23 protein-coding genes and 3 pseudogenes are annotated in these 26,401 nt (G+C 71.7%); 17 read left to right on the top strand and 9 right to left on the bottom strand.

All coding sequences use genetic code 11. The annotated features are described in order from the left end of the window. The first annotated feature begins 151 nt into the window (after positions 1 to 151). On the top strand, positions 152 to 1,660 hold the full coding sequence (locus ABD339_RS23425) for a hypothetical protein (protein ID WP_344568392.1): 1,509 nt from the start codon (positions 152 to 154) through the stop codon (positions 1,658 to 1,660). A 133-nt stretch (positions 1,661 to 1,793) separates the two neighbouring features. After that, positions 1,794 to 2,103: pseudogene (locus ABD339_RS23420) on the top strand (IS630 family transposase); the annotation flags it as partial. A 70-nt stretch (positions 2,104 to 2,173) separates the two neighbouring features. Here ABD339_RS23420 and ABD339_RS23415 read toward each other — a convergent pair. The 3 genes and pseudogenes from ABD339_RS23415 to ABD339_RS23405 form a co-directional block, all read right to left on the bottom strand. Next, positions 2,174 to 2,551, bottom strand: a complete 378-nt coding sequence (locus tag ABD339_RS23415) for a nuclear transport factor 2 family protein (RefSeq protein ID WP_344568391.1) — start codon at positions 2,549 to 2,551, stop codon at positions 2,174 to 2,176. A gap of 68 nt (positions 2,552 to 2,619) precedes the next feature. After that, a pseudogene (locus ABD339_RS23410) lies at positions 2,620 to 2,754 on the bottom strand (IS5/IS1182 family transposase); the annotation flags it as partial. After that, a pseudogene (locus tag ABD339_RS23405) lies at positions 2,741 to 3,458 on the bottom strand (transposase family protein). The pseudogenes ABD339_RS23410 and ABD339_RS23405, both read right to left, overlap by 14 nt. 209 nt (positions 3,459 to 3,667) lie before the next feature. On the opposite strand from ABD339_RS23405, the gene ABD339_RS23400 reads away from it, so the two are divergent. From ABD339_RS23400 to ABD339_RS23365, 8 genes are all read left to right on the top strand, one after another. Beyond that, positions 3,668 to 4,642 carry a sugar ABC transporter substrate-binding protein gene (locus ABD339_RS23400; protein WP_344568459.1) on the top strand — a complete coding sequence of 325 codons (975 nt, stop codon included), beginning with the start codon at positions 3,668 to 3,670 and terminating at the stop codon, positions 4,640 to 4,642. Further along, complete coding sequence (locus ABD339_RS23395) at positions 4,639 to 5,739, top strand: ABC transporter permease (RefSeq protein ID WP_344568390.1); 1,101 nt, start codon at positions 4,639 to 4,641, stop codon at positions 5,737 to 5,739. The genes ABD339_RS23400 and ABD339_RS23395 overlap by 4 nt, the downstream gene beginning before the upstream one ends. Next, complete coding sequence (locus ABD339_RS23390; RefSeq protein ID WP_344568389.1) at positions 5,736 to 6,548, top strand: ATP-binding cassette domain-containing protein; 813 nt, start codon at positions 5,736 to 5,738, stop codon at positions 6,546 to 6,548. The genes ABD339_RS23395 and ABD339_RS23390 overlap by 4 nt, the downstream gene beginning before the upstream one ends. 229 nt (positions 6,549 to 6,777) lie before the next feature. After that, positions 6,778 to 7,932, top strand: a complete 1,155-nt coding sequence (locus ABD339_RS23385) for an ROK family glucokinase (protein WP_344568388.1) — start codon at positions 6,778 to 6,780, stop codon at positions 7,930 to 7,932. Between the two features lie 50 nt (positions 7,933 to 7,982). After that, a complete protein-coding gene (locus tag ABD339_RS23380) occupies positions 7,983 to 8,543 on the top strand; it encodes a hypothetical protein (protein WP_344568387.1) in 561 nt (186 codons plus the stop codon). 187 nt (positions 8,544 to 8,730) lie between these two features. Continuing rightward, entirely contained in the window at positions 8,731 to 10,029 is a 1,299-nt protein-coding gene (gene pcaDC / locus ABD339_RS23375) for a bifunctional 3-oxoadipate enol-lactonase/4-carboxymuconolactone decarboxylase PcaDC (RefSeq protein WP_344568386.1), read from the top strand. Beyond that, on the top strand, positions 10,019 to 10,693 hold the full coding sequence (locus ABD339_RS23370) for an MBL fold metallo-hydrolase (protein WP_344568385.1): 675 nt from the start codon (positions 10,019 to 10,021) through the stop codon (positions 10,691 to 10,693). The genes pcaDC and ABD339_RS23370 overlap by 11 nt, the downstream gene beginning before the upstream one ends. Before the next feature lie 10 nt (positions 10,694 to 10,703). Then, positions 10,704 to 11,483, top strand: coding sequence for an exodeoxyribonuclease III (locus ABD339_RS23365; protein WP_344568384.1), 780 nt, complete (start codon positions 10,704 to 10,706; stop codon positions 11,481 to 11,483). A 23-nt stretch (positions 11,484 to 11,506) separates the two neighbouring features. On the opposite strand, the gene ABD339_RS23360 is transcribed toward ABD339_RS23365, so the two are convergent. Further along, positions 11,507 to 13,354: an SGNH/GDSL hydrolase family protein gene (locus ABD339_RS23360; RefSeq protein WP_344568383.1), complete on the bottom strand. Its 1,848-nt coding sequence runs from the start codon at positions 13,352 to 13,354 to the stop codon at positions 11,507 to 11,509. 177 nt (positions 13,355 to 13,531) lie between these two features. On the opposite strand from ABD339_RS23360, the gene ABD339_RS23355 reads away from it, so the two are divergent. Then, entirely contained in the window at positions 13,532 to 13,972 is a 441-nt protein-coding gene (locus ABD339_RS23355; RefSeq protein ID WP_344568458.1) for a DUF6278 family protein, read from the top strand. A gap of 45 nt (positions 13,973 to 14,017) precedes the next feature. Here ABD339_RS23355 and ABD339_RS23350 read toward each other — a convergent pair whose 3' ends face one another. Beyond that, positions 14,018 to 14,881 carry a GntR family transcriptional regulator gene (locus ABD339_RS23350; protein WP_344568382.1) on the bottom strand — a complete coding sequence of 288 codons (864 nt, stop codon included), beginning with the start codon at positions 14,879 to 14,881 and terminating at the stop codon, positions 14,018 to 14,020. Between the two features lie 188 nt (positions 14,882 to 15,069). On the opposite strand from ABD339_RS23350, the gene ABD339_RS23345 reads away from it, so the two are divergent. From ABD339_RS23345 to ggt, 5 genes are all read left to right on the top strand, one after another. After that, positions 15,070 to 15,807, top strand: coding sequence for an amino acid ABC transporter ATP-binding protein (locus ABD339_RS23345; RefSeq protein ID WP_344568381.1), 738 nt, complete (start codon positions 15,070 to 15,072; stop codon positions 15,805 to 15,807). Positions 15,808 to 15,818: 11 nt separating this feature from the next. Then, entirely contained in the window at positions 15,819 to 16,754 is a 936-nt protein-coding gene (locus tag ABD339_RS23340; protein ID WP_344568380.1) for a glutamate ABC transporter substrate-binding protein, read from the top strand. A gap of 18 nt (positions 16,755 to 16,772) precedes the next feature. After that, positions 16,773 to 17,417, top strand: a complete 645-nt coding sequence (locus tag ABD339_RS23335; protein WP_344568379.1) for an amino acid ABC transporter permease — start codon at positions 16,773 to 16,775, stop codon at positions 17,415 to 17,417. Further along, entirely contained in the window at positions 17,414 to 18,373 is a 960-nt protein-coding gene (locus tag ABD339_RS23330; protein ID WP_425576070.1) for an amino acid ABC transporter permease, read from the top strand. The genes ABD339_RS23335 and ABD339_RS23330 overlap by 4 nt, the downstream gene beginning before the upstream one ends. Positions 18,374 to 18,745: 372 nt before the next feature. Beyond that, positions 18,746 to 20,539: a gamma-glutamyltransferase gene (gene ggt / locus ABD339_RS23325; RefSeq protein WP_344568378.1), complete on the top strand. Its 1,794-nt coding sequence runs from the start codon at positions 18,746 to 18,748 to the stop codon at positions 20,537 to 20,539. A gap of 91 nt (positions 20,540 to 20,630) precedes the next feature. Here the strand turns inward: ggt and ABD339_RS23320 are convergent, their stop codons facing one another. After that, entirely contained in the window at positions 20,631 to 21,971 is a 1,341-nt protein-coding gene (locus tag ABD339_RS23320) for an FtsX-like permease family protein (RefSeq protein WP_344568377.1), read from the bottom strand. A 1-nt stretch (position 21,972) separates the two neighbouring features. Further along, positions 21,973 to 22,878, bottom strand: coding sequence for an ABC transporter ATP-binding protein (locus ABD339_RS23315; RefSeq protein ID WP_344568376.1), 906 nt, complete (start codon positions 22,876 to 22,878; stop codon positions 21,973 to 21,975). Positions 22,879 to 23,268: 390 nt separating this feature from the next. On the opposite strand from ABD339_RS23315, the gene ABD339_RS23310 reads away from it, so the two are divergent. Then, the gene (locus ABD339_RS23310) at positions 23,269 to 24,054 is read left to right on the top strand and encodes an anti-sigma factor family protein (RefSeq protein WP_344568375.1); all 786 of its coding nucleotides are present in this window, start codon (positions 23,269 to 23,271) and stop codon (positions 24,052 to 24,054) included. A gap of 27 nt (positions 24,055 to 24,081) precedes the next feature. Here ABD339_RS23310 and ABD339_RS23305 read toward each other — a convergent pair whose 3' ends face one another. Further along, entirely contained in the window at positions 24,082 to 24,936 is an 855-nt protein-coding gene (locus tag ABD339_RS23305; protein WP_344568374.1) for an SDR family NAD(P)-dependent oxidoreductase, read from the bottom strand. Between the two features lie 435 nt (positions 24,937 to 25,371). Beyond that, positions 25,372 to 26,226: an alpha/beta fold hydrolase gene (locus ABD339_RS23300; RefSeq protein WP_344568373.1), complete on the bottom strand. Its 855-nt coding sequence runs from the start codon at positions 26,224 to 26,226 to the stop codon at positions 25,372 to 25,374. Positions 26,227 to 26,401 lie beyond the last annotated feature (175 nt).

Raw genomic sequence — 26,401 nt, 5'->3', positions numbered from 1 at the left:
GCCGGTATCCCTCAACGTGTCTGCCCAGCTCTCGACGTTCATCCGTTTCGGCCGACGAGTCGGCGCACCAACCCCCGCGTGCTCCCGGCCGCGCCGAAGTGGCATGGCACATTCCCATGCCATCTCCCCGCCTCACAAAAGGAGTTGACCCATGAGTGGATGCGGCTGCGGGCAGTCCCCCAGCGCCATCGGCGGCTGTCAGCCCTGCAAGCCGGCCTGCCCCCCCGTTGCTTGTCCCGGCCCCCAGCCGTGCGAGCACTGCGAGACGATTCCCCTGCGCGACTCCGCGCCGTACCGGGTCGCAGCGACCGCGAGCAGCACCGACCCGACGCCGTACTACACCATCGCCAACACCCATGCCGCATTGGACCCTGTCGTCGTCCGGACCATCCTGAACAGCGGCACGGGCACGTTCCCGGCCGACGACGGGACGCACAACGGTCAGCACACCTGGCTCGCCGGCGTCGTGCACATCGACCCCGCGTCACTGCGCGGCGAGCCCTCCGATGTCACGATCGGCGCGTCGGTCCATGTCCACAACGACGGCCCGAACACGGCCTGCCAGCTCTACGGCCGCTTCGCCCTGTGGAACGGCACGACCCCGATCCGCACCGATCTCCTGGGCCCGCCCGATCTCCCGGCGGGTGGTGACGACAACGGCGTCATACCACCGACCACCGTGCCCCTCGCGGACGTCCTCGCGGGAAAGGTCGTCGTCGAGCTCAACCTGGAGACAGGCAACGACGACGCCTGCCGAGTCGGCCCCAAGCAGTGGACCGTCGACAGCTTCGTCCTCACCGTCCAGGCATCCGCGCCGGGCTGCGGCAGGCCGTTCCTCCGTACGACCTGCCGTAACTGCGAGGGCGCGGTCACCTGCACGACCGACACCCTCGACGGCTCGACTCCCTACGCCGCGGTCCCGCCGGTCATCCCGGTCGCCTCCTGCCAGGACGGATGCACAACCGCCTGCCCTCCGTGCCTCTCCACCGACCGGGGCAACGCCCTCACTCGGGGCAGCGACGGCTGTCTGTACGTGCCCGACACGCCTGCTCTGGACCCGTCCCCGTGCAATGCCGCACGGAACACGACCGGCGGGCTGCTCGTGCCGCGGATCGGCCTGACGGGTATCGCTCCTGGCGGCAACACCGGCATCGAACGGTCGGTGGACATCGACGTCACCGGGACGCCCGGCTGTCCCGAAAGGTGGGATATCGGCGCCCGCCTCACGCCGGTGAGCGGGTTCCTCAACGCCGAGCGGCAGCACGCCAACCTCCAGGCGCGGGCCGGTACCGACGTGCCGATCCCCGAGTCCGACATCGTGCTCCCGGAAGCCGGGGTGTACCACATCGACAGCGATGTACGGTACGCGCTCGGTTCGGCCACCGGCGGCAGCGGCTACATCATCGGCTGGCTCAGGGACGAGACCGCGGACACCCTCCTGACGAGCTTCACCCAGATCGCGGCGATCAACGCGGCAGGGCAGGAGCAGCAAGGCGGAACCACACACATCATGACCGAGTACACGGTCGCCTCCGGCCCCCGGACGGTCCGCCTGCACCTGATGTTCGTCCTCACCGGCGGCAAGATCTCCGACGCCGAGGCCGGCGGCACCGACAGCAACGGCGCGACCCGGATGCGCTTCCTCAAGGTCCGGGATTAGGACGTCGCTCCGGTCGGCGAGCGGGCGTTGGCCGAGTGACCGCGTCGCGCGAGGGGACGGTCAGGCTTTCGGGCCGGCCGACCGGCATGTACGGGCCGTCGGAGGCGGGCATACTGCCTGCCCCGGACGCGCGCGGTACTTCCACGGCTGCTACTCCGTGGGCGACGACCGCCTGTGGGGCGTCAACCGACGTCGCAAGGGCACCGCCACCACTCTGGCCGCGCCCAAGTCGATCCGCGCCGCCCGACTCGACGCCGCCCCGGTCTGCGTCATCCTGGAGAACCTCTCCGCCCACACCGGCGCGGACATCCGCCGCTGGGCGAAGAAGACAAGGCCGAGCGGTGCTTCACTCCGACCTGCGCTTCCTGGGCCATCCGGTCAAGGCCCACTTCGGCCCGCTGCGGCAGTTCACCCTGGCCGACTCCCACCACCGCAGCCTGACCAACCGCGAACCACAGCCCCCGAGCGCCGAAGGGGGCAGGTTCAGGAGAAGGGCAGTGACAGAAGGATGACTCAGGAGGCGGTCGGTTCGATCTCCCCGGCAAAGACGATGACCTGGTCGATGAGGCTCCGCCGCAGATGGACGACGTCCGTTCCCGCCAGGCGGGGACCTCCATCAGGCGTGGTGAAGACCCACTGGTACCGGGCCCACTCGTCGGGCATGTCCACCGCCGAGCAGCGCACCATCGTGCCGGTCCCCGCCGGGTGGCGCCGGATGTCCAGCACGAACCGCTCGACCGCCGCGATCCCTTCGCTGCGACCCAACGGCCCCCAGAAGACGACGTCTGAGGTCAGAGCCTGGGAGAGCAGGGCGGTCACATAGACGTCGTCCGAGGCGTTGAACGCGGAGATGAACGTGTCGATCGCGGAGCGTGCAATCTCTTCCTGCATGCCCCAGTAATACCAGCCGTTTCGCGTGCGCTCGTCCCGCGAGCCGCCTTCCGATCACGGTGGACCGTCCCGGTCGCAGCACGCAAGAGGATCCCGCACAGCACCTCGCGCTCCGGCAACGCCTTGCGGCCGGGACACGGGGACCCGCGCTCACGCTGCGGCAGCAACCGTTCCAGACGGTCCCACAGCTCATCCGACACGATTCACCGCGACGTTCCCACACCGAGCCGAACGCCTGCGGAGGAGCCGCCAGGCTTTGAGGGGGGCCATGGCCTGCTCGACGAGTGCGCGGATCTTCGCATGGGACCGGTTGACGGCTTTCCGACCGGAGGAAAGGGTTTCCCGGCGGCCCCAGCAGGGGGCGCGGACGGTTTCGCCAGAACCCCGATACGCCTTGTCCGCCCAGCACTTGATGTCGGCTGCGGCAAGGGTGTCGGCGATGCGTGCTCGCGGGCCGCGCGGACATCGTGGACGGCGCCGGGCAGGGCCGGCGAGGCCCACAGCAGCCGGCTGAAGGGATCCGTGAGGACCTGCGGGTTCCTCCTGCGCTTCTCGTGTTTCCCGGAGTGGAAGGCGAGGCGGTTGATCGGCAGGAGTGTGCCGTCGGGGATCACGGATCACGAACGCCTTCGGCGGCCGCAATCCGGATCGCTACGGACGGGGTGGGCGGCGCGAGATCTGCCAGGAGTTGGACAGCCTCGGTGGCGTACCGGTAGGCGGTCGTGGTTCCGATGCCGAGTCCGGCCGCGAGCTGGACATACGTGTGCCCCATCCGCGGGTGGGCGGGTGCGAGCAGGGCCTGGCGGCCGGGGCTCGGACGCCTCCAGCGGGAGCCGGTCGCGCGACGGTGCTGCCGCAGACGGGCGGAGAGGAGGCGCAGAGCAGTGCTGGACACGTCGAGGCCCACACCGCGCGCGGAAGGCGGTAGGGGGTGGCGGATGAGACCCGTGGCTTCCTTCCCGGTCACGGTGGCGGATACTTGTGCGAAGATCCTGGGCGGTCTTCCGGTCTCGCGACCGCAGGCGTATTCGTATCGACGTATCCGTACCGAGAGGGCAGAACACCGTGGCCAGCGTGCAGAGGTCCCGTGCGTCCGTGCGTGTGACGGGGGCCGTGATGGCCGCGGTCGTCGCGGCGGTGGCCGGGCTCGCCGGGTGCAGCAGCACCGGCGGCAAGAGGGCGGAGGAGGCCCGTGACCAGGCGGCCTCCGGCAAGGCCAACGTCACCACGCCGCGCTGGAAGGTCGCCATGGTGACGCACTCGGGCGACGGTGACACCTACTGGGACATCGTCCAGAGCGGCGCCAAGCAGGCGGCGGCCAAGGACAACATCGAGTTCCTCTACTCACACGACAAGGAGGCGGGCCGCCAGGCGCAGCTCGTGCAGACCGCGATCGACAAGAAGGTCGATGGGCTGATCGTCACGCTGGCCAAGCCGGACGCGATGAAGAGCGTCGTCAAAAAGGCCGTCAAGGCGGGCATTCCGGTCATCACGGTCAACTCGGGCCAGGAGAAGTCGCGCTCCTTCGGCGCGCTGACCCACATCGGCCAGGACGAGACCCTGGCCGGTGAGGCCGTGGGCCGCGAGCTGAACGACCGGGGCCGCAAGAAGGCCATCTGCCTCCTGCACGAACAGGGCAACGTCGGCCACGAACAGCGCTGCGAGGGCATCAAGAAGACCTTCGACGGCAAGGTCGAGGACCTGTACGTGGACGGCACCAACATGCCCGGCGTCCAGTCGTCCGTGGAGGCCAAGCTCCAGTCCGACAAGAAGGTGGACACCGTCGTCACCCTCGGCGCGCCCTTCGCGCCCACCGCGGCAGCCGCCAAGGACGACGCCGGCAGCAAGGCGGAGATCGACACCTTCGACCTCAACGCCAAGGTTGCCGCCGGTCTCAAGGACGGCTCCATCGGCTTCGCCGTGGACCAGCAGCCCTACCTCCAGGGCTACGAGGCGGTGGACCTGCTCTGGCTCCACCGCTTCAACGCCGACATGCTCGGCGGCGGCAAGCCCGTGCTCACCGGACCGCAGATCCTCACCAAGAAGGACGCGGGCAAGCTGGAAGCGCTGACGAAGCGGGGGACCCGATGACCGGCACGGCGGGACCGGATACACCGGCCGGGCCCGGGGGGCAGGGGGAGCCGGGCAAGCCCGCGCCCCAGCCGGCGAAGGTCGATGAGCGGCTGGTGCGCCGCTCGCTGCCCGCCCGGCTGATGCGCAGACCCGAGCTGGGCGCCGTGGTGGGCGCCATCGCGCTGTTCCTCTTCTTCGCCTTCGTGGCCGACAGCTTCCTGCGGCCCTCCAGCCTCTCCACGGTGCTCTACTTCTCCTCCACGATCGGGATCATGGCCGTCCCCGTGGCGCTGCTGATGATCGGCGGCGAGTTCGACTTGTCGACCGGCGTCATGGTGACCTCCTCGGCGCTGGTCTCCTCGATGTTCAGCTACCAGATGACGGCGAACGTCTGGGTCGGCGTCGGGGTCTCGCTGCTGGTCACCCTGGCCATCGGCTTCTTCAACGGCTTCATGCTCACCCGCACCAAACTCCCCAGCTTCATCATCACGCTCGCCACGTTCCTGATGCTGACGGGCCTCAACCTCGGCCTCACCAAGCTGATCAGTGGCACCGTCACCACCAAGACCATCGGCGACATGGAGGGCTTCGACTCGGCGCGGCAGGTCTTCGCCTCGCAGGTGACGCTGGGCAGTGTCGATCTCCAGATCACCGTGCTGTGGTGGGTGGTGCTGGTGGCCGTGGCGACGTGGATCCTGCTGCGCACCCGCGCCGGCAACTGGATCTTCGCCGTCGGCGGCGGAGTGGACGCGGCCCGCGCCGTCGGCGTACCGGTGGCGCGCACGAAGATCGGGCTCTACCTGGGCGTCGCCTTCGCCGCCTGGATCTCGGGCCAGCACCTGCTGTTCAACTACGACACCGTCCAGTCCGGCGAGGGCGTCGGCAACGAGCTGATCTACATCGCCGCCGCCGTCATCGGCGGCTGCCTGCTCACCGGCGGCTACGGCTCGGCGGTGGGCGCGGCCGTCGGCGCCCTCATCTTCGGCATGAGCAACAAGGGCATCGTCTACGCCCAGTGGAACCCGGACTGGTTCAAGTTCTTCCTGGGCGCGATGCTGCTGCTCGCGACGCTCTTGAACGCGTGGATCCGTAAGCGGGCGGAGGCGACCCGATGACCGACACGACCCCCGAGACCGCCCCGGCGGACCCCGGCACCGAACCGCTGGTGGAGCTGAGCGAGGTCAGCAAGTTCTACGGCAACATCCGCGCGCTGGAGGACGTCTCCCTGCGCGTGCACGCCGGAGAGATCACCTGCGTCCTCGGCGACAACGGCGCGGGCAAGTCCACCCTCATCAAGATCATCGCCGGGCTGCACCGGCACGACACCGGCACCTTCCACATCCAGGGCGCCCCCGCCGACCTCGGCTCCCCCCGCGAGGCCCTGGACCGCGGCATCGCCACGGTCTACCAGGACCTCGCCGTCGTCCCGCTCATGCCCGTGTGGCGCAACTTCTTCCTCGGCTCCGAGCCCAGCACCGGCCGGGGCCCCTTCCGCCGCCTCGACGTGCCCTACATGCGCCGCACCACCCACAGTGAACTGCTGCGCATGGGCATCGACTTGCGCGACGTGGACCAGCCCATCGGCACCCTCTCCGGCGGCGAGCGGCAGTCCGTGGCCATCGCCCGCGCGGTGCACTTCGGCGCGAAAGTGCTCGTCCTGGACGAGCCGACGGCGGCACTGGGTGTCAAGCAAAGCGGCGTCGTCCTCAAATACGTGGCCGCCGCGCGGGACGCCGGCCTCGGCGTGGTCCTCATTACGCACAACCCGCACCACGCCTACCTGGTCGGCGACCGCTTCGTCCTCCTGAAGCGGGGGGCCATGGCCGGCGCGTACGAGAAGGCGGATCTGGAGCTGGACGAACTGGTCCGGCAGATGGCGGGCGGCTCCGAGCTGGAAGAGCTGTCGCACGAGCTGGAGCGGTAGGGGCTGCCCGGGGCCGTGCCCCTGGTTGCCCCGGGTTGTGCATCGCGGGCCGCGGGCGCGTTGTGGCTGGGCGCGCGGTTCCCCGCGCCCCTCGGGGGCGCCCCGGTGCCGGGTGCCGGGTGCCCACCACGGGATGCCCGAGCACGGCTGCGGGCGACGACGTACCGTGGACGCCTGGCAGAATCGGCCGGGCCGGTGACCACACCACAAGGGACGACCACAGTTGAGCATGGACAGTTTCCAGCGAGGTGAGAGGGTCTATCCGCGCAGGACCAGGCCCAGCGCCAGCGTCCTGCGGACGGTCAGCACGCGCGAGCGCCGCTCGCACCTGTCGGCCCCCCGCGTCCCCACCGTCGGCATCGACATCGGCGGCACCAAGGTCATGGCCGGTGTCGTGGACGCGGACGGGACGATTCTGGAGAAGGTCAGGGCGGAGACGCCCGAGAAGTCCAAGAGCCCCAAGGTCGTCGAGGACACCATCGCCGAGCTGGTGCTCGACCTCTCCGACCGGCACGACGTGCACGCCGTGGGCATCGGCGCGGCCGGCTGGATCGACGCCGACAGATCCCGCGTCCTGTTCGCCCCCCACCTGGCCTGGCGGGACGAGCCCCTCAAGGACGCCCTCACCGCCCGCCTCGCCGTCCCGGTGATGGTCGACAACGACGCGAACACCGCCGCCTGGGGCGAGTGGCGCTTCGGCGCCGGCCGGGGCGAGGACCACCTGGTGATGATCACGCTGGGGACGGGGATCGGGGGCGCCATCCTGGAGGACGGGCGCGTCAAACGGGGCAAGTACGGGGTCGCGGGCGAGTTCGGCCACATGCAGGTCGTGCCCGGCGGCCACCGCTGCCCGTGCGGGAACCGGGGCTGCTGGGAGCAGTACAGCTCGGGCAACGCGCTGGTGCGCGAGGCGCGGGAGCTGGCGGCGGCCGAGTCCCCGGTGGCGTACGGGATCATCGACCGGGTCGGCGGCCAGGTCGGCGACATCACCGGGCCGCTCATCACCGAGCTGGCCCGCTCCGGTGACGCCATGTGCACGGAACTGCTCCAGGAGATCGGCGCCTGGCTGGGCGTCGGCATCGCCAACCTCGCGGCGGCCCTGGACCCGTCCTGCTTCGTGATCGGCGGCGGCGTCAGCGCGGCCGACGAGCTGCTGATCGATCCGGCCAGGGACGCCTTCCGGCGCCAGCTGACCGGCCGCGGCTACCGCCCCGAGGCCCGCATCGTCAAGGCCCAGCTCGGTCCCGAGGCGGGTATGGTCGGGGCTGCCGACCTGGCGCGGCTGGTGGCCCGTCGCTTCCGCCGGGCCAACCGGCGCCGCCTGGAGCGCTACGAGCGGTACGAGCGCGCGGCGGACAACCTGCGCCGGGCGGTGGGTCAGTGACCGCAGCGGCCTCCACCACCGAGCCCCCCGCCCCCGGGACCCCCACCCCCATGCCTCACACGGACGAGACCCCCGACCCGCACGAGCGCCCCCCGCACCGGCCCCGGCACCGGGGCTTCGTGCTGCTCATCGTGGTCCTGCTGATCGCCCTGCCGGGCGGCTACCTGGTGCAGTCGGCCTTCCAGAGCCGGGAGAGCGGCAAGGACAAGGAACGCGCCGCGGCGGCCACCAGCCTCACCTACGCCCGCCCGCCCAAGGTCAACCAGCGCATCTACAACGTGCCCGTCCCCCTGTTCGCGACCCGGGTGGCGTTCTACGAGGAGAACTCGTGGGGCAAGAGCAGGATGTGGGTGGAGTTCCGTACGAGCCAGAAGAAACTCACCGAGTTCCTGCACGAGATGGGCACCACCCGGAAGTCCCTGCACAAGGGCAGGATCGCCATCACCGGCAAGCAGGCCAGAGAGGTCGGCTGGCGCTTCGACGAGCCGGGCCACCGCTACTCGGGCCTCGTCCACCACGAGTCCGGGAGCAAGCCGGATACCGCCCTCGTCGTGGACAGCACATACGCCAAGCGCCCGCACGTCTACGCCGTCTCCACGGCCAAGCCCTGAGTGGGCCGCCGCACACAGGATCCCCGCTCCCCGCACACCGTCTTCACGAGCGGGCCCCGGTGCCTTGTGTGCGCGGCCCCGCGCGGCCTCGCGCGTGCGGCGCTCGATAGCGTGCACGCGTGAGCGAAAGCGACCCCTCCCTCCCCCTCCCCGTCAGCTCCCGACCGCCTGTCCGAGGTGAAGCACGGTGACCCCCGCCCAGACGCTGCAACACAGGACCGACGGGTCCGACGACGCGCCCGTACTCGTCCTGGGCCCCGCCCTGGGGACGACGTGGCACATGTGGGACCGGCAGATCCCGGAGCTGACCCGCCACTGGCGGGTGCTCAGGTTCGACCTGCCCGGCCACGGCGGCTCGCCCGCCTACTCCGCCGACTCGGCCACCGCGCTGGCCGAGCGGCTGCTGGCCACCCTCGACAGCCTCGGCATCGAGCGCTTCGGCTACGCGGGCTGCTCCATCGGCGGCGCTCTCGGCATCCAGCTCGCGCTGGCGGCACCGCAGCGGGTGACCTCGCTGGCGCTCGTTTCCTCCTCGCCGCGCTACGGCACGCCCGACAGCTGGCGCCAGCGCGGCGTCGTCATCCGCACCAACGGGCTGGACCCCATCGCCCGCACCACACCCGAGCGCTGGTTCACCACGAGCTTCGCCGCGGCGCAGCCCGCCATCGTCGAGTGGGCGGTGCAGATGGTGCGGACCACCGACCCGGGCTGCTACATCGCCGCCTGCGAGGCCCTGGCCGCCTTCGACGCCAAGGACTCCCTGGGAGGCATAGGGGTGCCGACCCTGGTGGTGGCCGGGGCCGAGGACGAGGCCACCCCGCCGGCCGAGGCCCGCGCACTGGTCGCCGGGATCCCCGACGCGCGGCTGGCGATCGTGCCGGGCGCCTCGCACCTGACCCCCGTCGAGCAGCCGGGCGCGGTCACCGACCTGCTCATCCGGCACTTCACCACCACCTGGCAGGAGTCGGCCGCCGGACCGCCCGCCCCCGCGCCGGTCATCGCGCCCGTCCCGCAGCAGGCGTCGGCCGTGGCCGAGCTGGAGTCCGGCGAGCGGGCGGCACAGCGCAGCGACGCGTTCGAGGCCGGGATGAAGGTGCGCCGCGAGGTCCTGGGGGACGCCCATGTGGACCGGGCGACCGAGGCGGCCGACGACTTCACCGGCGACTTCGAGCACTTCGCCACCCGCTACGCCTGGGGTGAGATCTGGACCCGCACCGGCATCGACCGCCGTACCCGCTCGGTGATCACCCTGACCGCGCTCACCGCCGGCGGCCACTACGAGGAGCTGGCCTCCCACACCCGCGCCGCGCTGCGCAACGGGCTCACCCCCGACGAGATCAAGGAGGTGCTGTTGCAGACCTCCGTCTACTGCGGGGTGCCCGCGGCGCAGTCCGCCTTCGCCGTCGCCCAGCGCGTCATCCGCGAGGAGACCACTCCGGAGGACCGGAGGGCGGCCGAAGAGGACAATGGGCGGCATGGGAACTGACGCGAACGACACCTCGGCCCTCACCAAAAAGGGCCACTCCTGTGTGCGTCTGGAGAAGGGCGGCCGGACCCTGGTCATCGACCCGGGCGGCTTCAGCGAGCAGGACGCGGCGCTGGGCGCCGACGTGCTGCTGGTCACCCACGAGCACGCCGACCACTTCGACGAGCTGCGGCTGCGCGCCGCGATGGAGGCCAACCCGGCGGCCGGGATCTGGACGCTGCGCAGCGTCGCCGACCAGCTCTCCGGCGCCTTCCCGGGCCGCGTGCACACGGTCGGGCACGGCGACACCTTCGAGGCGGCCGGATTCCAGATCGAGGTGCACGGGGAACTGCACGCGGTCATCCACCCGGACATGCCACGCATCACCAACGTCGGCTATGTCGTGGACGGCCTGGTCTTCCACCCCGGGGACGCGCTCACCGTCCCCGAGCGCCCCGTGAAGACGCTGCTGCTGCCGCTGCACGCCCCGTGGAACAAGTTCTCCGAGATCCTGGACTATGTGCGCGCCGTCAGCCCGGCCTACGTCTACGACATCCATGACGGTCTGCTCAACGACAACGGGCTGGCCGTCCTGGGCCGCATGCTGGGCGAGGGCGGCCCCGGCACCGGCGGTGCCGCGCACGGCCATCTGACGCCCGGGGAGAGTGTCGGACTGGCGCGGTAAGTTCGGATGCATGCGTATCGCCACCTGGAACATCAACTCGATCACCGCCCGGCTGCCGCGTCTGACGCAGTGGCTGGAGACGGCCCAGCCCGACGTGCTCTGCCTACAGGAGCTGAAGGTCTCCGAGGAGGCGTTCCCCGGCGACGAGCTGCGGGCGCTGGGCTATGAGTCGGTGGTGAACGCCGGCGGCCGGTGGAACGGCGCCGCGGTCCTCTCCCGCGTGGGCGTGGAGGACCCCGCCACCGCCCTCCCGGAAGCCCCGGGGTACGAGGGCGTCGTGGAGGCCCGCGCGGCGGGGGCCACCTGCGGCGGGGTGCGGGTGTGGTCCGTCTATGTGCCCAACGGGCGCGAGGTGGGGCACCCCCACTACGAGTACAAGCTGGAGTGGCTGGCCGCGCTGCGGGCCACGGCGGAGAAGTCCGCCGGCGGCCCGCAGCCGTTCGCGATTCTCGGCGACTTCAACATCGCGCCGGCCGACGCGGACGTGTGGGACCTGGCCGAGTTCGAGGGCGCCACCCATGTCACCCAGCGCGAGCGGGAGGCGCTCGCCGCGCTGGAGGGCGCGGGCCTGAAGGACATCTACCCGCGCCCCCTGAAGTACGACGTCCCCTTCACCTACTGGGACTACCGCCAGCTGTGCTTCCCCAAGAACCGGGGCATGCGCATCGATCTGGTCTACGGAGACGAGGCGTTCGGCGCCGCCGTGCGGGACGCCTACGTGGACCGCGAGGCCAGGAAGGGCAAGGGCGCCTCCGACCACGCCCCGGTGGTCGTGGACCTCGACGTGTGACCGGGCCCCCGGCGGGCCCCGCCTCAGACATCCCCCAGGTCGCTCAGGTCGATGGACTCGGCCAGCGCCCGCAATCCCGCGTCCCCCGGGTGCAGATGGTCCCCCGAGTCGTACTCGGGCAGCATCCGCGCGGGCCGCTGCGGATCCCGTATGGCGGCGTCGAAGTCGAGGACCCCGTCGAAGTGGCCCGTATCCCCCCGCACGAAGGCGTTGACCGCCAGCCGTTGCGCGTTCACGGTGGGGGTGCAGTCCTTGTAGCCCTCGCAGGGCGTGATGGTCGCCACCAGAACGCGCAGGCCGCGCTCCCGGGCCCGTGCGGCGATGGCCTTCATGCCGTCGATGACCTCTCCCGCCGGGGTGCCCCACCGCACGTCGTTGATGCCCTCGAAGAGGATCACCGTCCTGGCGCCGGTCTGGCCCAGGACGTCCCGCTCCAGGCGGTGCCGGGCGCTGACGCCTGCCGTGTCGGCGCTGACGCCGTCGCCGGGGTAGCGGTCGGTGACGACGCGGTTGGCGGAGATGCCGTGGTTGAGGACGCCGTACCGGGGCGCCTCGCCCTGGCCTTGCAGGCGGCGGGCCAACACGTCGGGCCAGCGCGCGTTGGCGCCCTCCGTCGAGCGCACCCCGTCGGTGATGGAGTCGCCCAGAGTGACGACGGAGCCGGGCCCGCCCTGGACATCGACGCCGGTGAGGAAGGGCCACACGCTCAGGGAGCGGGTGTAGGCGCCCCCGCCGCTCTCCCCGGTGCGATCCCCGCTGCCGCCCTCGCTCAGGTACGAGCGCTGGATGGCCGCGCTGTGCACGGGCGCGGCGCTGACCGGATCCGGCAGATGGATGCTGACCAGCAGATTCGTATCGGCCGGTACATCGAAGCCGACCGGGTCGCTGACCGCGCGGGCCCCCGCGGCGATCCGGGTGCCCGCATGCCCGCCACCGAAGGTGAGGCGCGCGGGCCTGCCCTCGGTGGCGGCGCCCTCGCGCTGGACGGCGATCGAGGCGTGGCCGATGCGCACGAGCTCGGCGGCGAAGGTGTTCTCCAGCCGGATACGGGCGCGCGGCCCGCCCGCCGAGGTGTGCACGACCAGCCGCAGCGTCTGGTCCTGCCACGGCCCGGTACCCGTGTAGCCGCCGGTGCTCGCGGACCAGGTGCCGCTCCAGCCGTCCCCCGCGGGCCGCACGGCGGCGTCGAAGACGTGCAGATCCGCCTCGCCGCCCGGGTCCGCGGGCAGTTGGACGGAGCTGAGGGTGCGGCCGGGCTCCAGCGGCACCGTGACGGCGTACAGCCGCGCCTTCTCGGACAGCTGCCCGCCCTCGCGGGCGTTGAGATGGGGCAGGGCGACGGCCTTGGTGCCGAGCGGGCCGCCGCGCCAGTCGGCGGCGCTGAGGGTGTAGGAGCCGCGCGAACCGTCGCGGTAGCGCAGGGTGCCGGATCCGGTGACGGGCTCGCCCGCGCCGCCGGGTGAGGTGGCGGCCACCAGGAAGGTGAGGGCGCTGCCGCGCCCCGTCAGCTGAACGTGCTGTCCGTCGGCGCGCACGTTGTCGGCGGTGCCGGGGGAGCGGTCGGGCATGCGCAGCGGGGTCCCGTCGAGGTCGAGGCGGGCGCCTGGCCGCCATCCGGCCCGCGAGAGGTCCTGCGCCGAGAGGGAGTGCCCGGACCCGTCGAAGTCGGCCGCGCCGGGGCGCGTGTCGTCGCTGATGGCGCGGTTGTCGAACAGGCGCTCCAGGGGGAGCGGACGGTGCGGGACGGAGGCGGCCGGGGCCGCCGACGGTCTGGCCGTACGGCCTTGTGCTGCTGCCGTCAACGCCGGTCCGGTGGCCGTGGCGGTGGCCACCAGCAGCGTGACGGAGCTGGTCCAGAGGCGTCTGTGCACGTGATTGCCCTCTCGTGGGACTTCAACACCCTTGCCTGCACCCCGGATTGGATCCGGGCGGGGTGAAAGTAGGGAGACGGGGAAGCGGCGTCAAGGTGTCCGGCGGGGCAACCGGGCGGCCCTCTCACACAGCGCGCCTATGGTGCCGGGGCCTGCGTGGGTGCCACGCTGAGCCATATGCACTTCCCCTTTCTGGACAACTGGCGCAGGACTCGCCCCGGCGCGGACGGGGTCGCGCTGACCGACGCCCTGTCCAGCGACCCGGAGAGCGCGGCGCAACTGCTCTCCGAGTGCGAGTTGCTGCGCGAGCAGGCGAGGGGTGCGGGCCTCGAACTCGACGACTCGGTGGACTCCTTGGCGGCGCTCGACCAGCTGCCGCCCAACTGGCGCGGGGATCCCGAGGTCTCCCCGTGGCTGGGCACCGACGCGGGACTGTACCTGGGGTCGGTGATCGTCCGCACGGTGCCGGGTGCCCGCTGGGTGCAGTGGCCCGACGGGCAGCCGGTGGTGCTGCTGCCGTCCGGGCGGGAGATGGACGTGCTGGAGGAGGGCACGGCGTGGGCGGAGACGGGCTCGCCGGAGCTGTCCCAGGCGTACGCGGAGGCCAGCGAGGGCTGAGGCCCGGTGCGGGGCGGCGGGGGCTGCGGCGGCCGGTCTCAGGGTTCAGCCCGTGAAGGTGATGCCGTATTCGAGCCGCCAGCGGTCGGCGCGTACGACGATGTCGGAGGTCTCCACCGCGCGCCCGTCCTCGTCGTAGTGGGTGCGTTCGACGGCGGTGACGCACTGCCCCGGGGAACAGCCCAGGGTTTCGGCCTCGGGGCTGGTCGCGGGCCGGGCGCCGACGAGTTCCACGGCGCGTACCACCCGGATCCCGATGGCGGCCAGCCGGCCCCGGACGCCCCGGCGGGCGTAGGGGCCTCGTTCAGGGCACATGACGTCGGTCCCCTCGGTGATGGCGAGCGGCTCCCAGCTGGTGGCGAGCTGCACGGGGCGGCGGTCGGCGAGATATTCATACTGTGTGCACATCACCGGGTCGCCTGGTTCGATGCCGAGGCGTTCGGCGATGTGTTCGGGTGCCCGCGCCGTGCTGGAGGTGGCCTCCCACACGACGGCTGACGTCTCGTCACCCGGCTCGGGTGCCGGGTGGGGGCCGGTGTGCTCGTCGGGGCATTCACCCGCACGGTCGTCCCCGGCCGCCGCTTCGGTGCCCCGTGCGGGGTCGGCGGCGCGGCCGGTGACCTGAGCCGCGAAGGGGGAGTCCACGGCGCCGGTCGAGCGCAGCAGGGTGCCGGCGGGGGCGCGGTCGGTCACGAACACCCCGCGCCCGAACTGGCCTTCCGCGTAGCCGGCCGACTTGAGTACCCGTACGGCGCGGTCCACGGTCTGGTCGCTGGCCGCGTAGGAGCGCTTCAGCTCGGCCCGGGAGGGGATACGGGCGCCGACCGGCAGCGTCCCTTCGTCGATCTGGCGGCGCAGATCGTCGGCGATCCGCTGGTACACCGGCCTGGTCTCATCCGCACTGCCCATGCAGGGCTCCCCTCTCACCGGATGTCTCCGGACTCTCCCCGAGGCCATGGCCTCTGACGTGGCAGCAGGCTAGGTACCCAGGGGCTTCCTTCGTACCTAGGCCCAGATGACGGCCATTTCCTGTTGTATCGCCCTACTGCGTGTCATCCCGGAACTACCCCCATTCGGGCCGATAGTTTCCGGTTTCTATGGAACCGCTGATCGAGCTGCGCGGCGTCAACAAGCGCTATGGCGAGCTGCATGTGCTCAGGGACATCGATCTGACCGTCGGCCAGGGAGAGGTCGTGGTCGTCATCGGCCCCTCGGGCTCGGGGAAGTCCACACTGTGCCGGACCATCAACCGTCTGGAGACCGTCGAGTCCGGCACCATCACCCTGGCAGGGCACCCCCTCCCCGCCGAGGGAAAGGAACTGGCCCGGCTGCGCACCGAAGTCGGCATGGTCTTCCAGTCCTTCAACCTCTTCGCGCACAAGACGGTACTGGCGAACGTGATGCTCGCGCCGGTCAAGGTGCGCGGCAAGAAGAAGAACGAGGCGATGACGCGGGCCCGCGAACTCCTGGGCCGGGTCGGCCTGGCGGAGCACGCCGCGAAGTACCCCGCGCAGCTGTCCGGCGGCCAGCAGCAGCGGGTCGCCATCGCGCGGGCGCTGGCCATGGATCCACGGGCACTGCTGTTCGACGAGCCGACCTCGGCGCTGGACCCGGAGATGATCAGCGAGGTCCTCGAAGTCATGCAGCAGCTGGCCAGGGACGGCATGACGATGGTCGTGGTCACCCACGAGATGGGCTTCGCCCGCTCGGCGGCCAACCGCGTCGTCTTCATGGCGGACGGCCAGATCGTCGAGGACCGCACCCCCGAGGGCTTCTTCACGGCGCCCGAGAGCGCCCGCGCCAAGGACTTCCTCTCCAAGATCCTCAAGCACTGAGAGGGGGCGTCATGCGTCACCACACTCCTGCCCGCCTCCGCGGCGCGCGCGTCCGCATCGCCGGGGCCGTCCTGCTCGTTCTCGCGGTCGCCGGATGCGGGGCCGACGGCAGCCCCCCGGCGCGCGGGCCCCAGCCCGGGAAGCTGCCGCACTACGCCGTGGACAAGGGCTTCTCACTGCCCTCCTCGCCGACCTGGAAGAGCGCGAAGCAGCGCGGACGGCTGACCATCGGCGTCAAGGAGGATCAGCCCGGCATGGGCGAGATGAACCCGGCCACCGGCGTCTACTCCGGCTTCGACGTGGAGATCGCCGAAATGCTCGCGGCCTCCCTCGGCTTCGACCCCAAGAGAGACATCCAGTTCAAGGCCATCGCCTCCGCCAACCGGGAGACGGCCCTCCAGAACGGCCAGATCGACTACTACGTGGGCACCTACACCATCAACCCCGGCCGCAAGAAGCTCGTCGGCTTCGCCGGGCCCTACTACATCGCGGGCCAGAAGCTGCTGGTGCGGGCGGATGAGAAGCAGCTACGGGGCCCGCAGGACACCGCGGGCAAGAAGATCTGCTCGGCCGTGGGCTCCACCCCGCTCCAGCGCATCCAGCACGACTACCCCCGGGCCGTGGCCGTCGCCTACGACAGCTACGCGATCTGCGTGGACAACCTGCTCAACAACCAGGTCGACGCGGTGACCACGGACGACACGATCCTGCTCGGCTACGCGGCCAAGGACCCCGAGCACCTCAAGGTCGTCGGCAAGGCGTTCTCCGAGGAGCCCTACGGCATCGGCGTCCCGCGCCCCGACCGCGCGCTCGCGCGGGCGCTGGACAAGGCGATCACCGCGCGGGAGCACGACGGCGACTGGAAGCGGGCCTACGACGCCACCCTCGGCCTCTCCGGGGTGCCCGCGCCCAGACCTCCCCGCATCGATCACGCGCTGACGAGCTGAGAGGAAGCGAGCGGCCCCATGGACGTACTGACAGACAACTTCTCCCTCTACGGCGAGGGCTTTCTCGGCACCCTGAAGCTCACCGTCTACTCCTCGCTGCTGGCCTTGGCCGTGGGCGTGCTCATGGCCGGTTTCCGGGTGGCGCCGGTCGCGGCGCTGCGCTGGGTGGGCACCGCGTGGGTGACGGTGCTGCGCAACACCCCGCTCACGCTGCTGTTCTTCGCGATGCTGCTGGGGCTGCCCCGCTTCGGCGTCGAGCTGCCGTTCGAGCTGTTCGCGGTGCTGGCGCTGGGCTGCTACACCTCCGCCTTCATCTGCGAGGCGGTCCGCGCGGGCATCAACACCGTGCCGCTCGGCCAGGGCGAGGCGGCCCGCAGTCTGGGCATGAGCTTCGGGCAGTCGCTGAGCACGGTGGTCCTGCCACAGGCGCTGCGCACCGTCATCGCCCCGATCGGCTCCACGCTGATCGCGCTCGCCAAGAACTCCGCGATCGCGGGCTCCTTCAGCGTCGTCGAGCTGCTGAGCACCTACAAGACGCTCAACGAGAACGGCTACAGCGTCCTTTGGTCCTTCGTCTGGATCGCGCTGGGCTATCTGATCCTGACCCTCGCCATCAGTGCGCTCTTCCACGCGATGGAACGGCGCTGGGGAGCCGCCCGATGACCACACCCGCCTCCTCGCCGCCGCCCGGAGCCCCCGGCCCGCCCGGCCCGAGCCCAGCGGTGTCCCCGCGATCCCCGAAGCGGGCCCGGCGCCACGGTGCCTCCGCGCTCTACGACATCCCCGGACCGCGCGCCCGCGCCCGGCACCTTGGCTACGGGGTGCTCACCGGGCTCGCGCTCGCGGCACTGGTGGCGTGGGTGATCTATCTCCTTGTCGATACAGGCCAGTTCTCGTTCGTCAAGTGGCGCCCCTTCGGATACCGGGGCATCCAGGAACTGCTGTTGCGGGGCCTGGGCAACACCCTCAAAGCCTTCGCCATGGCCGCCGTGCTCGCGCTGGCCCTCGGCGGCGTGCTGGCCGCCGGGCGGCTGTCTGAACACCGGCCCGTGCGGTGGCTGAGCATGCTGCTGGTGGAGTTCTTCCGGGCCATGCCCGTCCTGGTGATGATCTTCTTCATCTTCGTCGCCCTCCAAGTCCAGCCGCTCCCCGCGCTCGTGGCCGGCCTGACTCTCTACAACGGCTCCGTCCTCGCCGAGGTCTTCCGCTCCGGCGTGCGCTCCGTGGACCGGGGCCAGCGCGAGGCGGCCTACGCGCTGGGGATGCGCAAGACGCAGGTGATGACCCATGTACTGGTGCCGCAGGCGGTGCGGGCCATGCTGCCGACGATCATCAGCCAGCTCGTCGTGGCGCTCAAGGACACCTCGCTCGGATTCCTGATCACCTACGAGGAATTCCTGCACGCCGGGCGCCTGATCGCGATCAACATGGACTACACGATGCCGTTCATCCCCGTCGTCATCGTGATCTCCGCGATCTACATCGGCCTGTGCATGCTGCTGAGCTGGTTCGCGACCTGGGTGGCCCGGCGCGAGCGGGGCAACGTCAAGAACGAGGCCGTGGACGTCGCCCCCGCGGTGGCCGGCTCCGCGATGCCGGGCGGTCACGGACCGGCTTGAGCGCACGGTGACGCGGCGGCGCGCGATGCCTCGTGGCGCGGAACGCACCCCTGCGGCGGTACTGACGCATGCGCGTCAAGCGGACTACGCTGACGCGGTTCACCGCCAAGGAGGTCCCCGATGACGTCCCCTGATGACCAGAGTCCGTCCTGTGAGGAGCCGAACTCCCGCTCTCGGCGGGACGGTCGCGCCCCCGCCCCTTTCCGCCCTGACGGCGGGCCATCCGGCGCGCAGCCGTCCGATGGCGGGCCGTCCGATGGCGGGGGCCGGTGGTCCGGCCTTGGCGCGAGCCGGGTCGGGCACCGACGCTCGCGCGGAGTGCGGCTGAGCGCCGTCGCGGCGGAACCGAGATCCGCGGCCGGGGCGCGGAGGATGTGGGTGGCCGGGCTCGGGCTGGGGGCGCTGCTGGTGGGGGCGGGGGCCGTGCCCGCCGTCGGGAGCGGGCACCAGGGGCGTGACCCGGTGAAGGCGCCCGTGGCGACGGGGTATGGCGGAGCCGTGTCGAGCGTGGACGCCGACGCTTCCGCAGCCGGTATCGAGGTGCTCAAGCGCGGTGGCACCGCCGCCGACGCCGCAGTGGCGACGGCGGCTGCGCTCGGCGTGACGGAACCGTATTCCGCCGGTGTGGGCGGTGGCGGATACCTCGTGTACTACGACGCGGCCACCCGCAAGGTGCACACCATCGACGGCCGCGAGAAGGCCCCGCTCAGCGCGGATGAGGACCTGCTCACCGAGAACGGGAAGGCGATCCCCTTCGAGGAGGCGGTCACCAGCGGCCTCGGCGTCGGGACGCCGGGCACCCCCGCGACGTGGGAGAGGGCCCTGCGCGAGTTCGGCAACAAGTCGCTGGGGCAGGCGCTGGAGCCGGCGACGCGGCTGGCGCGGCGCGGGTTCACCGTCGATGAGACCTTCCGGAAGCAGACGGCCGACAACGAGGCGCGGTTCCGGGACTTCCCGGCGACCGCCGACTTGTTCCTGCCGGGCGGCAAGCTCCCCGAGGCGGGCTCGACCCTCAAGAACCCCGATCTGGCCCGCACCTACGAGGAGTTGTCCCGCAAGGGCACCGACGCGCTGTACAAGGGCGAGCTGGGCCGCGACATCGTGCGGACCGTACGCAAGCCCCCGGTCGCCGACGGGGCGAGCCGCACCGTGCGGCCGGGCGACATGACCGCGAAGGACCTCAAGGCGTACGCGACGCGCTCGCAGCGTCCGACGCGTACGGACTACCGGGGACTGGACGTGTACGGGATGGCGCCCTCCTCGTCGGGCGGCACCAGCGTGGCGGAGGCGCTGAACATCCTGGAGCGCGGCGATGTGCGCGGCATGAGCCAGAAGCAGTACCTGCACCGGTATCTGGAGGCGAGCCGGATCGCCTTCGCCGACCGGGGCCGCTGGGTGGGCGACCCCGCCCAGGAGGACGTGCCCACCAGGGAACTGGTCTCGCAGCGCTTCGCGGACTCCCGCGCCTGCCTGATCGACGACAAGAAGGCCCTCAAGAGCCCGCTGGCGCCCGGCGATCCGCGCCATCCGCGGCAGTGCGACCAGGGCGATGCCGACGAGCGGGCGGCCACCACCTACGAGGGGGAGAACACCACGCATCTGACGGCGTCCGACAAGTGGGGCAACGTCGTGGCCTACACCCTCACCATCGAGCAGACCGGCGGCAGCGGCATCGCCGTGCCGGGGCGCGGCTTCCTGCTGAACAACGAGCTGACGGACTTCTCCGCCGTGCCCGCCACGCCCGGAGTGCACGACCCGAACCTGCCGGGCCCGGGCAAGCGGCCCCGCTCCTCGATCTCCCCGACGCTGGTGCTCAAGCACGGCAAGCCGGTGCTGGCGCTGGGTTCGCCCGGCGGCGCGACGATCATCACGACCGTGCTCCAGACGCTCGTCAACCACCTGGACCGTGGCATGCCGCTGGTCGATGCCATCGCGGCGCCGCGTGCGAGCCAGCGCAACGCGGCGCAGACGGAGATGGAGCCGAGGCTGATGGACAGCCAGGTGCGCCGCCAACTGGAGGCGCTGGGCCACTCGTTCAAGAGCAACCCGGAGATCGGCGCGGCCACCGGCATCCAGCGGCTGCCCGGGGGACGCTGGCGTGCGGCGGCGGAGACGGAACGGCGTGGCGGCGGATCGGCGATGGTCGTCCACCCGGCCGGCCCCTGAGCGCCCCTGCGTCCGGTCCGCCGACGGCCCCCGCCGGGTGTGAGGGCGACGGGGGCGGCGTACGGCGGTCCGGTGGCGGGGGACGGGGTGTTCACGCGGCCACCGCCACCGCGTCGATGGCCGGAGTGCGCAGCGTGCGGCGGGCCGTCGTGACGAGGGTGGCCAAGGTGGCCGCCGCCGCGAGGGCCGCCGTACCGGCGAAGACCACGGGGATGCTGCCGGGCAGCGAACCGCCGTCGGAGCGGACGGAGTTGAAGGCGAGCGTGCCGGCCAGCCCGGCCACCGTGCCGAAGAAGACACCGACCACGGTGAGGAGCGCACCCTCGACACCGACCGTGCGCAGCACCTGGCGCGGGGTGGCGCCGGCCAGCCGCTGGCGGCCGAACTCGCCGCCGCGGTAGGTCGTGGACGCGTACAGGGTGTTGATCAGCATGACGCAGCAGAAGACGGCGATGATGCCGACGACCACCAGGTTGACCGTCTCCAGGTTCTTGTCCTCGACCGTCCGGGTCAGCCCGGCGGCCTTGATCGCCGCGTTGTTGATGAGCTGCATGGACACCGTTCCGGTGGCGATTCCGGTGAACAGGATGAGCGGCATCAGTACCCCGCTCGACTGGGCCGCTCTGCGGCGGGTGTTGAGCACCGCCAGATAGCCCCCGGCGCCGGTGAGCATGGCCACGGGGCGCCCGATCGCGGCCAGCAGAGCGCGCATCAGCGCGGGCGCCAGCGTCGCGAAGCCGACCGACAGCATGATCGCGCCATAGCCGGGTGCCGCCATCAGCGCGGCAGCGTCCCGGTCCACGACGAAGGTCACCGCGATGCCGCCGCCGCCCGCCAGCAGGGCGGCGACACCCGCCGCCGCGCGCAGCCGCCCCCGGGGCGGCCTGGCACCGGCCAGCGCGCGGGTGGCGCGGCGTACGGCGAGGAACGAGGCGCCCGTTGCGGCCAGCAGGGTAATGGCCAGCCCGGCGGAGATCCCCACCGGGCCGAACGCCGGATCGATGCGCTCCGCGACCTGGCCGCTCTCCTGGAACATCCACACCAGCGCCCGCCCGCCGAACATCGCCGGTATCAGGGCCAGTGCCCAGCCCGCGAGCGCGACGACCGCGGCCTCGCCCACCACCATGCGCTTGATCTGTGCCGGGGTGGCGCCGGTGCGCCGCAGCAGGGCGACCTCCGAGGCGCGCTGCCGCACGTTGACGGTGAGCGTGGAGGCGAGCGCGAAGAAGACGAGCAGGGTGCCGTAGCCGCCGACGATGCTCGCCGAGAGGGTCAGCGTCTCCTCGCTGTCGGCGTCGATCCCGGCCACGGCCGCCGTGTCGTGCAGCGAGTTGAACGCCATGGTGATCGTCGCGCCGAGGAAGGCGGTCAGCAGCGTGGCCACGAACCGGCCGGGGCGCTTGCGCACGGAGCGCAGGGCGAGGGAGAACATGTCAGGCTCCGAAGGGGCGCGCGGGGGCAGCGGGGGCATCGGTGGTATCGGGGGCGGTGGCGGCCGGGCTCGTCGGACGGGGATCGAGGGGGCGCCGGTCCGGTGCCTCCAGCGCGTCGCCCAGGTGCGCGAGCCGTTCGGCCACCGCGTCCACGCTCGGCGAGGCCAGCGCGCCCGCCAGCCGCCCGTCGGCCAGAAACTGGACGGCGTCCGCGTACGAGGCGGCCACCGGGTCGTGGGTCACCATGACCACCGTCCGGCCGAAGGCGCGCACCATCTGCTGGAGCAGGCCCAGCACTTCGCGGGCGCTGCGCATGTCCAGTGCGCCGGTGGGCTCGTCCGCGAAGATCACGTTCGGTTCGGCCACGAGGGCGCGGGCGATGGCCACGCGCTGCCGCTGGCCGCCGGAGAGCTGTTCGGGCAGGTGGCGCAGGCGGTCCCCGAGCCCCACCTGGGCGAGGATCTCGCGGGCCCGCGCGCGGTTGACGCGCCGTCCGGCCAGCTTCAGCGGGAGCGTGGTGTTCTCCTCGACGGTGAGCGTCGGCATCAGGTTGTACTCCTGGAAGACGAAGCCGATCCGGCGGCGCCGGAACTTCGTCAGCTCCGCCTCCGTTCCGCCCGTCATCTCGGCGCCGTCCACCATCACCAGCCCGTGGTCGGGCCGCTCCAGCCCGGCCGCGCACTGGAGGAGTGTGGACTTGCCGGAGCCCGAGGGGCCCATCACGGCGGTGAAGCTGCCGGCGGGCAGGCTCAGCGTCACCCCGTCCAGCGCGGTGACCGCGTTGCCGTCGGCACCTCCGCCGCCGTAGACCTTGCTGACTTTGACCAGGCGCAGGGCCTCGGCCGGGTGCGGGGTGCCGGCCGGGCGGGGGCCGGTCGCGGTGCGGTGTGTCGCGGGCGTCGTCATGCCGCAGACGCTACGGAGCGCGCACGTGCGGCACACTGGCGTCACCACCCGAGCCGTGGTGGCGCTATGTGTACCCCTCCTATGGGGGTCTGCCGCCCGGCTTCCGCCCCGTTCGGGGAGGGAAAACCGCGCCCGGAATTGAGGTTTGCCTCAGAAGACTTTGGTTGAACGGGCGTTGTAAAGCGTCCATATCGTGGGCCGGCGAATGAGAAGTGGACGTCACCGGCCGGAAGGGCGGTCCGTGTCCCCCGAAATTGGTCACATTTCCGGGCCCGAACAGTGAACGAGAGGGCGGGGGTTTTACGTATACCCCCAGGGACGGTCCGGTCCCGTATGAATCTACGCGCGGCGAGCGCGGAAGCTCTCGCTGGAGGAAAGGAGGGTGACGCCGTGACCACACACCCCTCGCCCGGCTCCGCTACGGAGCCCGTGCAGCACACCGACGTGGCCGCCTACGCGCTGGGTGTCCTCGACGCCGCCGACGCCGAACGCTACGAGGAGCACCTCGCGGGCTGTGACCGGTGTGCCGTCGAGCTGAAATCCATGACCGCGCTCACCCCGTTCCTCGCCGAGCACGCGCGAGATGGCGGGCCGCCCGTGCCGGAGCGTCCACGGGCCGAACGGCCGGAGCGTCCGCGGGCCGCACTGCTGGAGCAGTTGCTCACCGACACGGCGGGCGAGGCCGCCGCGGAACGCCGCAGGCGCGACACACGCCGGCTGTGGCTGGCAGCGGGTGTGTTCGCGCTGGTCGTCGTCGGGGGCCTGCTGGCCGTCCTCGCGATGCTGGGGGACGACGGGGACGCCGAGCAGGCGGCGAGCCCGGCCCGGCAGATGTACGAGCGAGGGGAGAAGACCGCCACGGTTGACGTAGGCACCGAGACCCGGGCCACCGTCTCCCTGGAGAAGAAGTCATGGGGCACCCATGTCGCCCTCCAGTTGGGGCACATAAGCGGCCCGGAGAGCTGCGAGCTGGTCGCGGTCGGCAAGGACGGCACGGAGCAGACGGTCACCACGTGGGCGGTGCCGGCGCACGGCTACGGCATCGCGGACACCCGATGGCACAAGCCGCTCTACACCGACGGCGGCGCGGCCTTCGCCCGCTCCGAACTCGACCGCTTCGAGGTGCGCACACTGTCCGGACGCCACTTGGCCACCATCGATATCCGGGCCCGCTGAGAAGCGGGTCAGGACACCCCGGGGTGTTCAGGAGACCGCGGTCTCCGGCCCGTTCGCGCTGCCGCCGTCCGGGCCCGCTGCTGTGGCCTGCGGGGCCATCGAGTCGGGGTGGAAGCGCTCGACGCGGTCGCGCTCGGTGTACATCTCCCAGTAGCTCTGCGCGAGGTCGTCCGGGTCGACGACCGAGAACTGCGGGAGACCGGCCGGCGCCGGGCCCGCTTCCGGGGCCGCCGCGCCCGGGACTGCTTCCGGCACCGCTGCGGAGGCGGATTCCATGGCGGCCTGTGCCTTGGCGGAGACCTCGCTGCGGGCGATCAGGGACGCGATGGTCAGGGCTCCGGCGTAGACGCCCGTACCGGCCAGCTCGGCGTGGAGGGAGTACAGGTAGTTGCGGGTGGCGGACATCACCGGGCCGAGTCCGCTGAGGTGGGGCATCGGGTGCGCGGCCGAGTAGCCGTGGGCCAGAAGGAAGGCACCGTCGCCGCGCTCGGTCCACTCCGGCAGTACGGCCCGGACCACCTCGACCGGGGTGAGCAGCAGCAGCGGGACGAGGTCCTGGAGGGTGGCCGCGTCCAGTTCGGCGGCCGGGGTGAAGCTCTGGTCGCCGCTGATCGGCCCGTACTCGACCACGTCGATGCGGCCGAACCGGTCGCGGATCGCCCCGATGAGCGCGGGCACTTCGGCCGGCTGGGAGAGGTCGGCGGGGAAGGCGCCCGCCTCGATGCCCTCACCGGCGAGTTCGCCGACGAGGGCGTCCAGCCGGTCTTTGCGGCGGGCCACCAGTGCCACCCGGAAACCCTCCCGCCCGAAGCGGCGGGCCACCGACGCACCGAGGCCGGTACCGGCGCCGAAGACGGCGATCACTTGGGACGCATGGGACATGGGCGTGCTCCTTCGCTGCCACTGAGGCATTCTTGACCTGGGGGTCAACTTGCCTCCGACGCGCAGCTCGCCCGCGCCGCCGCCCGCAGCAGCGCCCCCGACACCTGGCGGCGCCAAGTCGCCCTCCTGCTCGACGGGTTGCGCGCCGACGCCGCGCAGGGCCCCCTCCCCGCCGAGCCGCTCACCCCCGCGCAGATGTACGACGTACTGGGCGGGCTCTCCGGCACGCCGTAGCCGTAGTCGTCGGGGGACGGCCCGTGCCGGGCCGGGGCCGAGGCGGTCGGGGTGCGCAGCCGGGGTGTGAGGCCGTGCGAGGCCAGGGACTCTCCTCGGAGTGATCTCCTTCCGTGCGGGCCGCGGCCCGGAACCTCCTCCGGCGCCCCCTGGCATCACCCCCTGGCCTTGTGCTCCTGCACGCCGCCCGCCGGTGGCGCGTCAGCCCGCTACGAGGCTCGCGAGCAGTTCGGCGGCGGGCCCGGGCCGCACGAGCCAGCGCAGGTGACTCCCCTCAAGTGTCCGGACGTCGAAGGGATTGGCGGGTGTGAGCGTGTCGGCTTCGCGGATCATGCGGTCCTGCACGGCGAGCGGCATGCTGGCGTCGTCGGCCAGGCGCACATAGGTCTTGGGAATCCGGCCCCAGGTCGTGGCCTGTGCCCGGTCCGCGGACGTACCGGCGTCGAGGGCCTCGTCGGGCTGGAAGGTGTTCAGGAAGGTCCGGAACTCGTCATCGGTGAGATCGGCGGCGAACGCGCGCTTGAACGCGGCGAGTGCCGCCGGGTCGGCGGTGCGGAAGTTGGTCCGGAGCAGGCCGAGTTCCCCCGGATCCCCGACGAGTGTGGCAGCGAAGGATTCCGTATCGACGTCCGCCATCTCCGGCTGCGCGTAGTAGCCGCCGACCTCCAGCTCGACGGGGCACCAGGCGGAGACGTAGACGATCCGGTCGATCAGTTCGGGCCGGGCGTTGGCGACGGCGGTGGCCGTGATGCCGCCCCTGCTGTGGGCGACGAGGATGGTGGGCCCGTTCCGCTTGGCCCGTTCGAGGACTCCGGCCACGCGAGCGGCGTTGTCCGCGAGCGTGACTCCCCTGATGCTCCCCGGCTCCGCGGCAAGGGCGCCGGGATCCTGGGGAGCCTGATAGGCGGCGGGGAAGGTCGCCTCGAATCCGTGCCCCGGAAGGTCGACCGCGGCCGAGCGGTGCCCGAGCAGGCCCAGTTCGGCCTGTAGCGGCGCGAACGAGAACGAGTTCGCGAAGGCCCCATGAACAAAGATGTACGTCGGATGAAGCTGCATGCCTCAGCTTCCAACAGGATGATCTTCGGAACAAGGCCGAGGGCTCAGGGGACGTGGCCGCGGGCGCGCCGCCGGTGCCGGCCGCGGTGGAGTGCGGGGCGGGTGGTGCGGCGCTGGTGGTACCGGCGGCGGCTCGGTCCGGCGGGGGCCGTCATGGGTGGACGGCCCGGCACGG

It is taken from the genome of Streptomyces axinellae, assembly GCF_039532135.1.
GTDB classification, from domain to species: Bacteria; Actinomycetota; Actinomycetes; order Streptomycetales; family Streptomycetaceae; genus Streptomyces; species Streptomyces axinellae.
The sequence above is the reverse complement of the archived record's forward strand: the minus strand, read 5'-3'. Positions and strand labels throughout refer to the sequence as shown.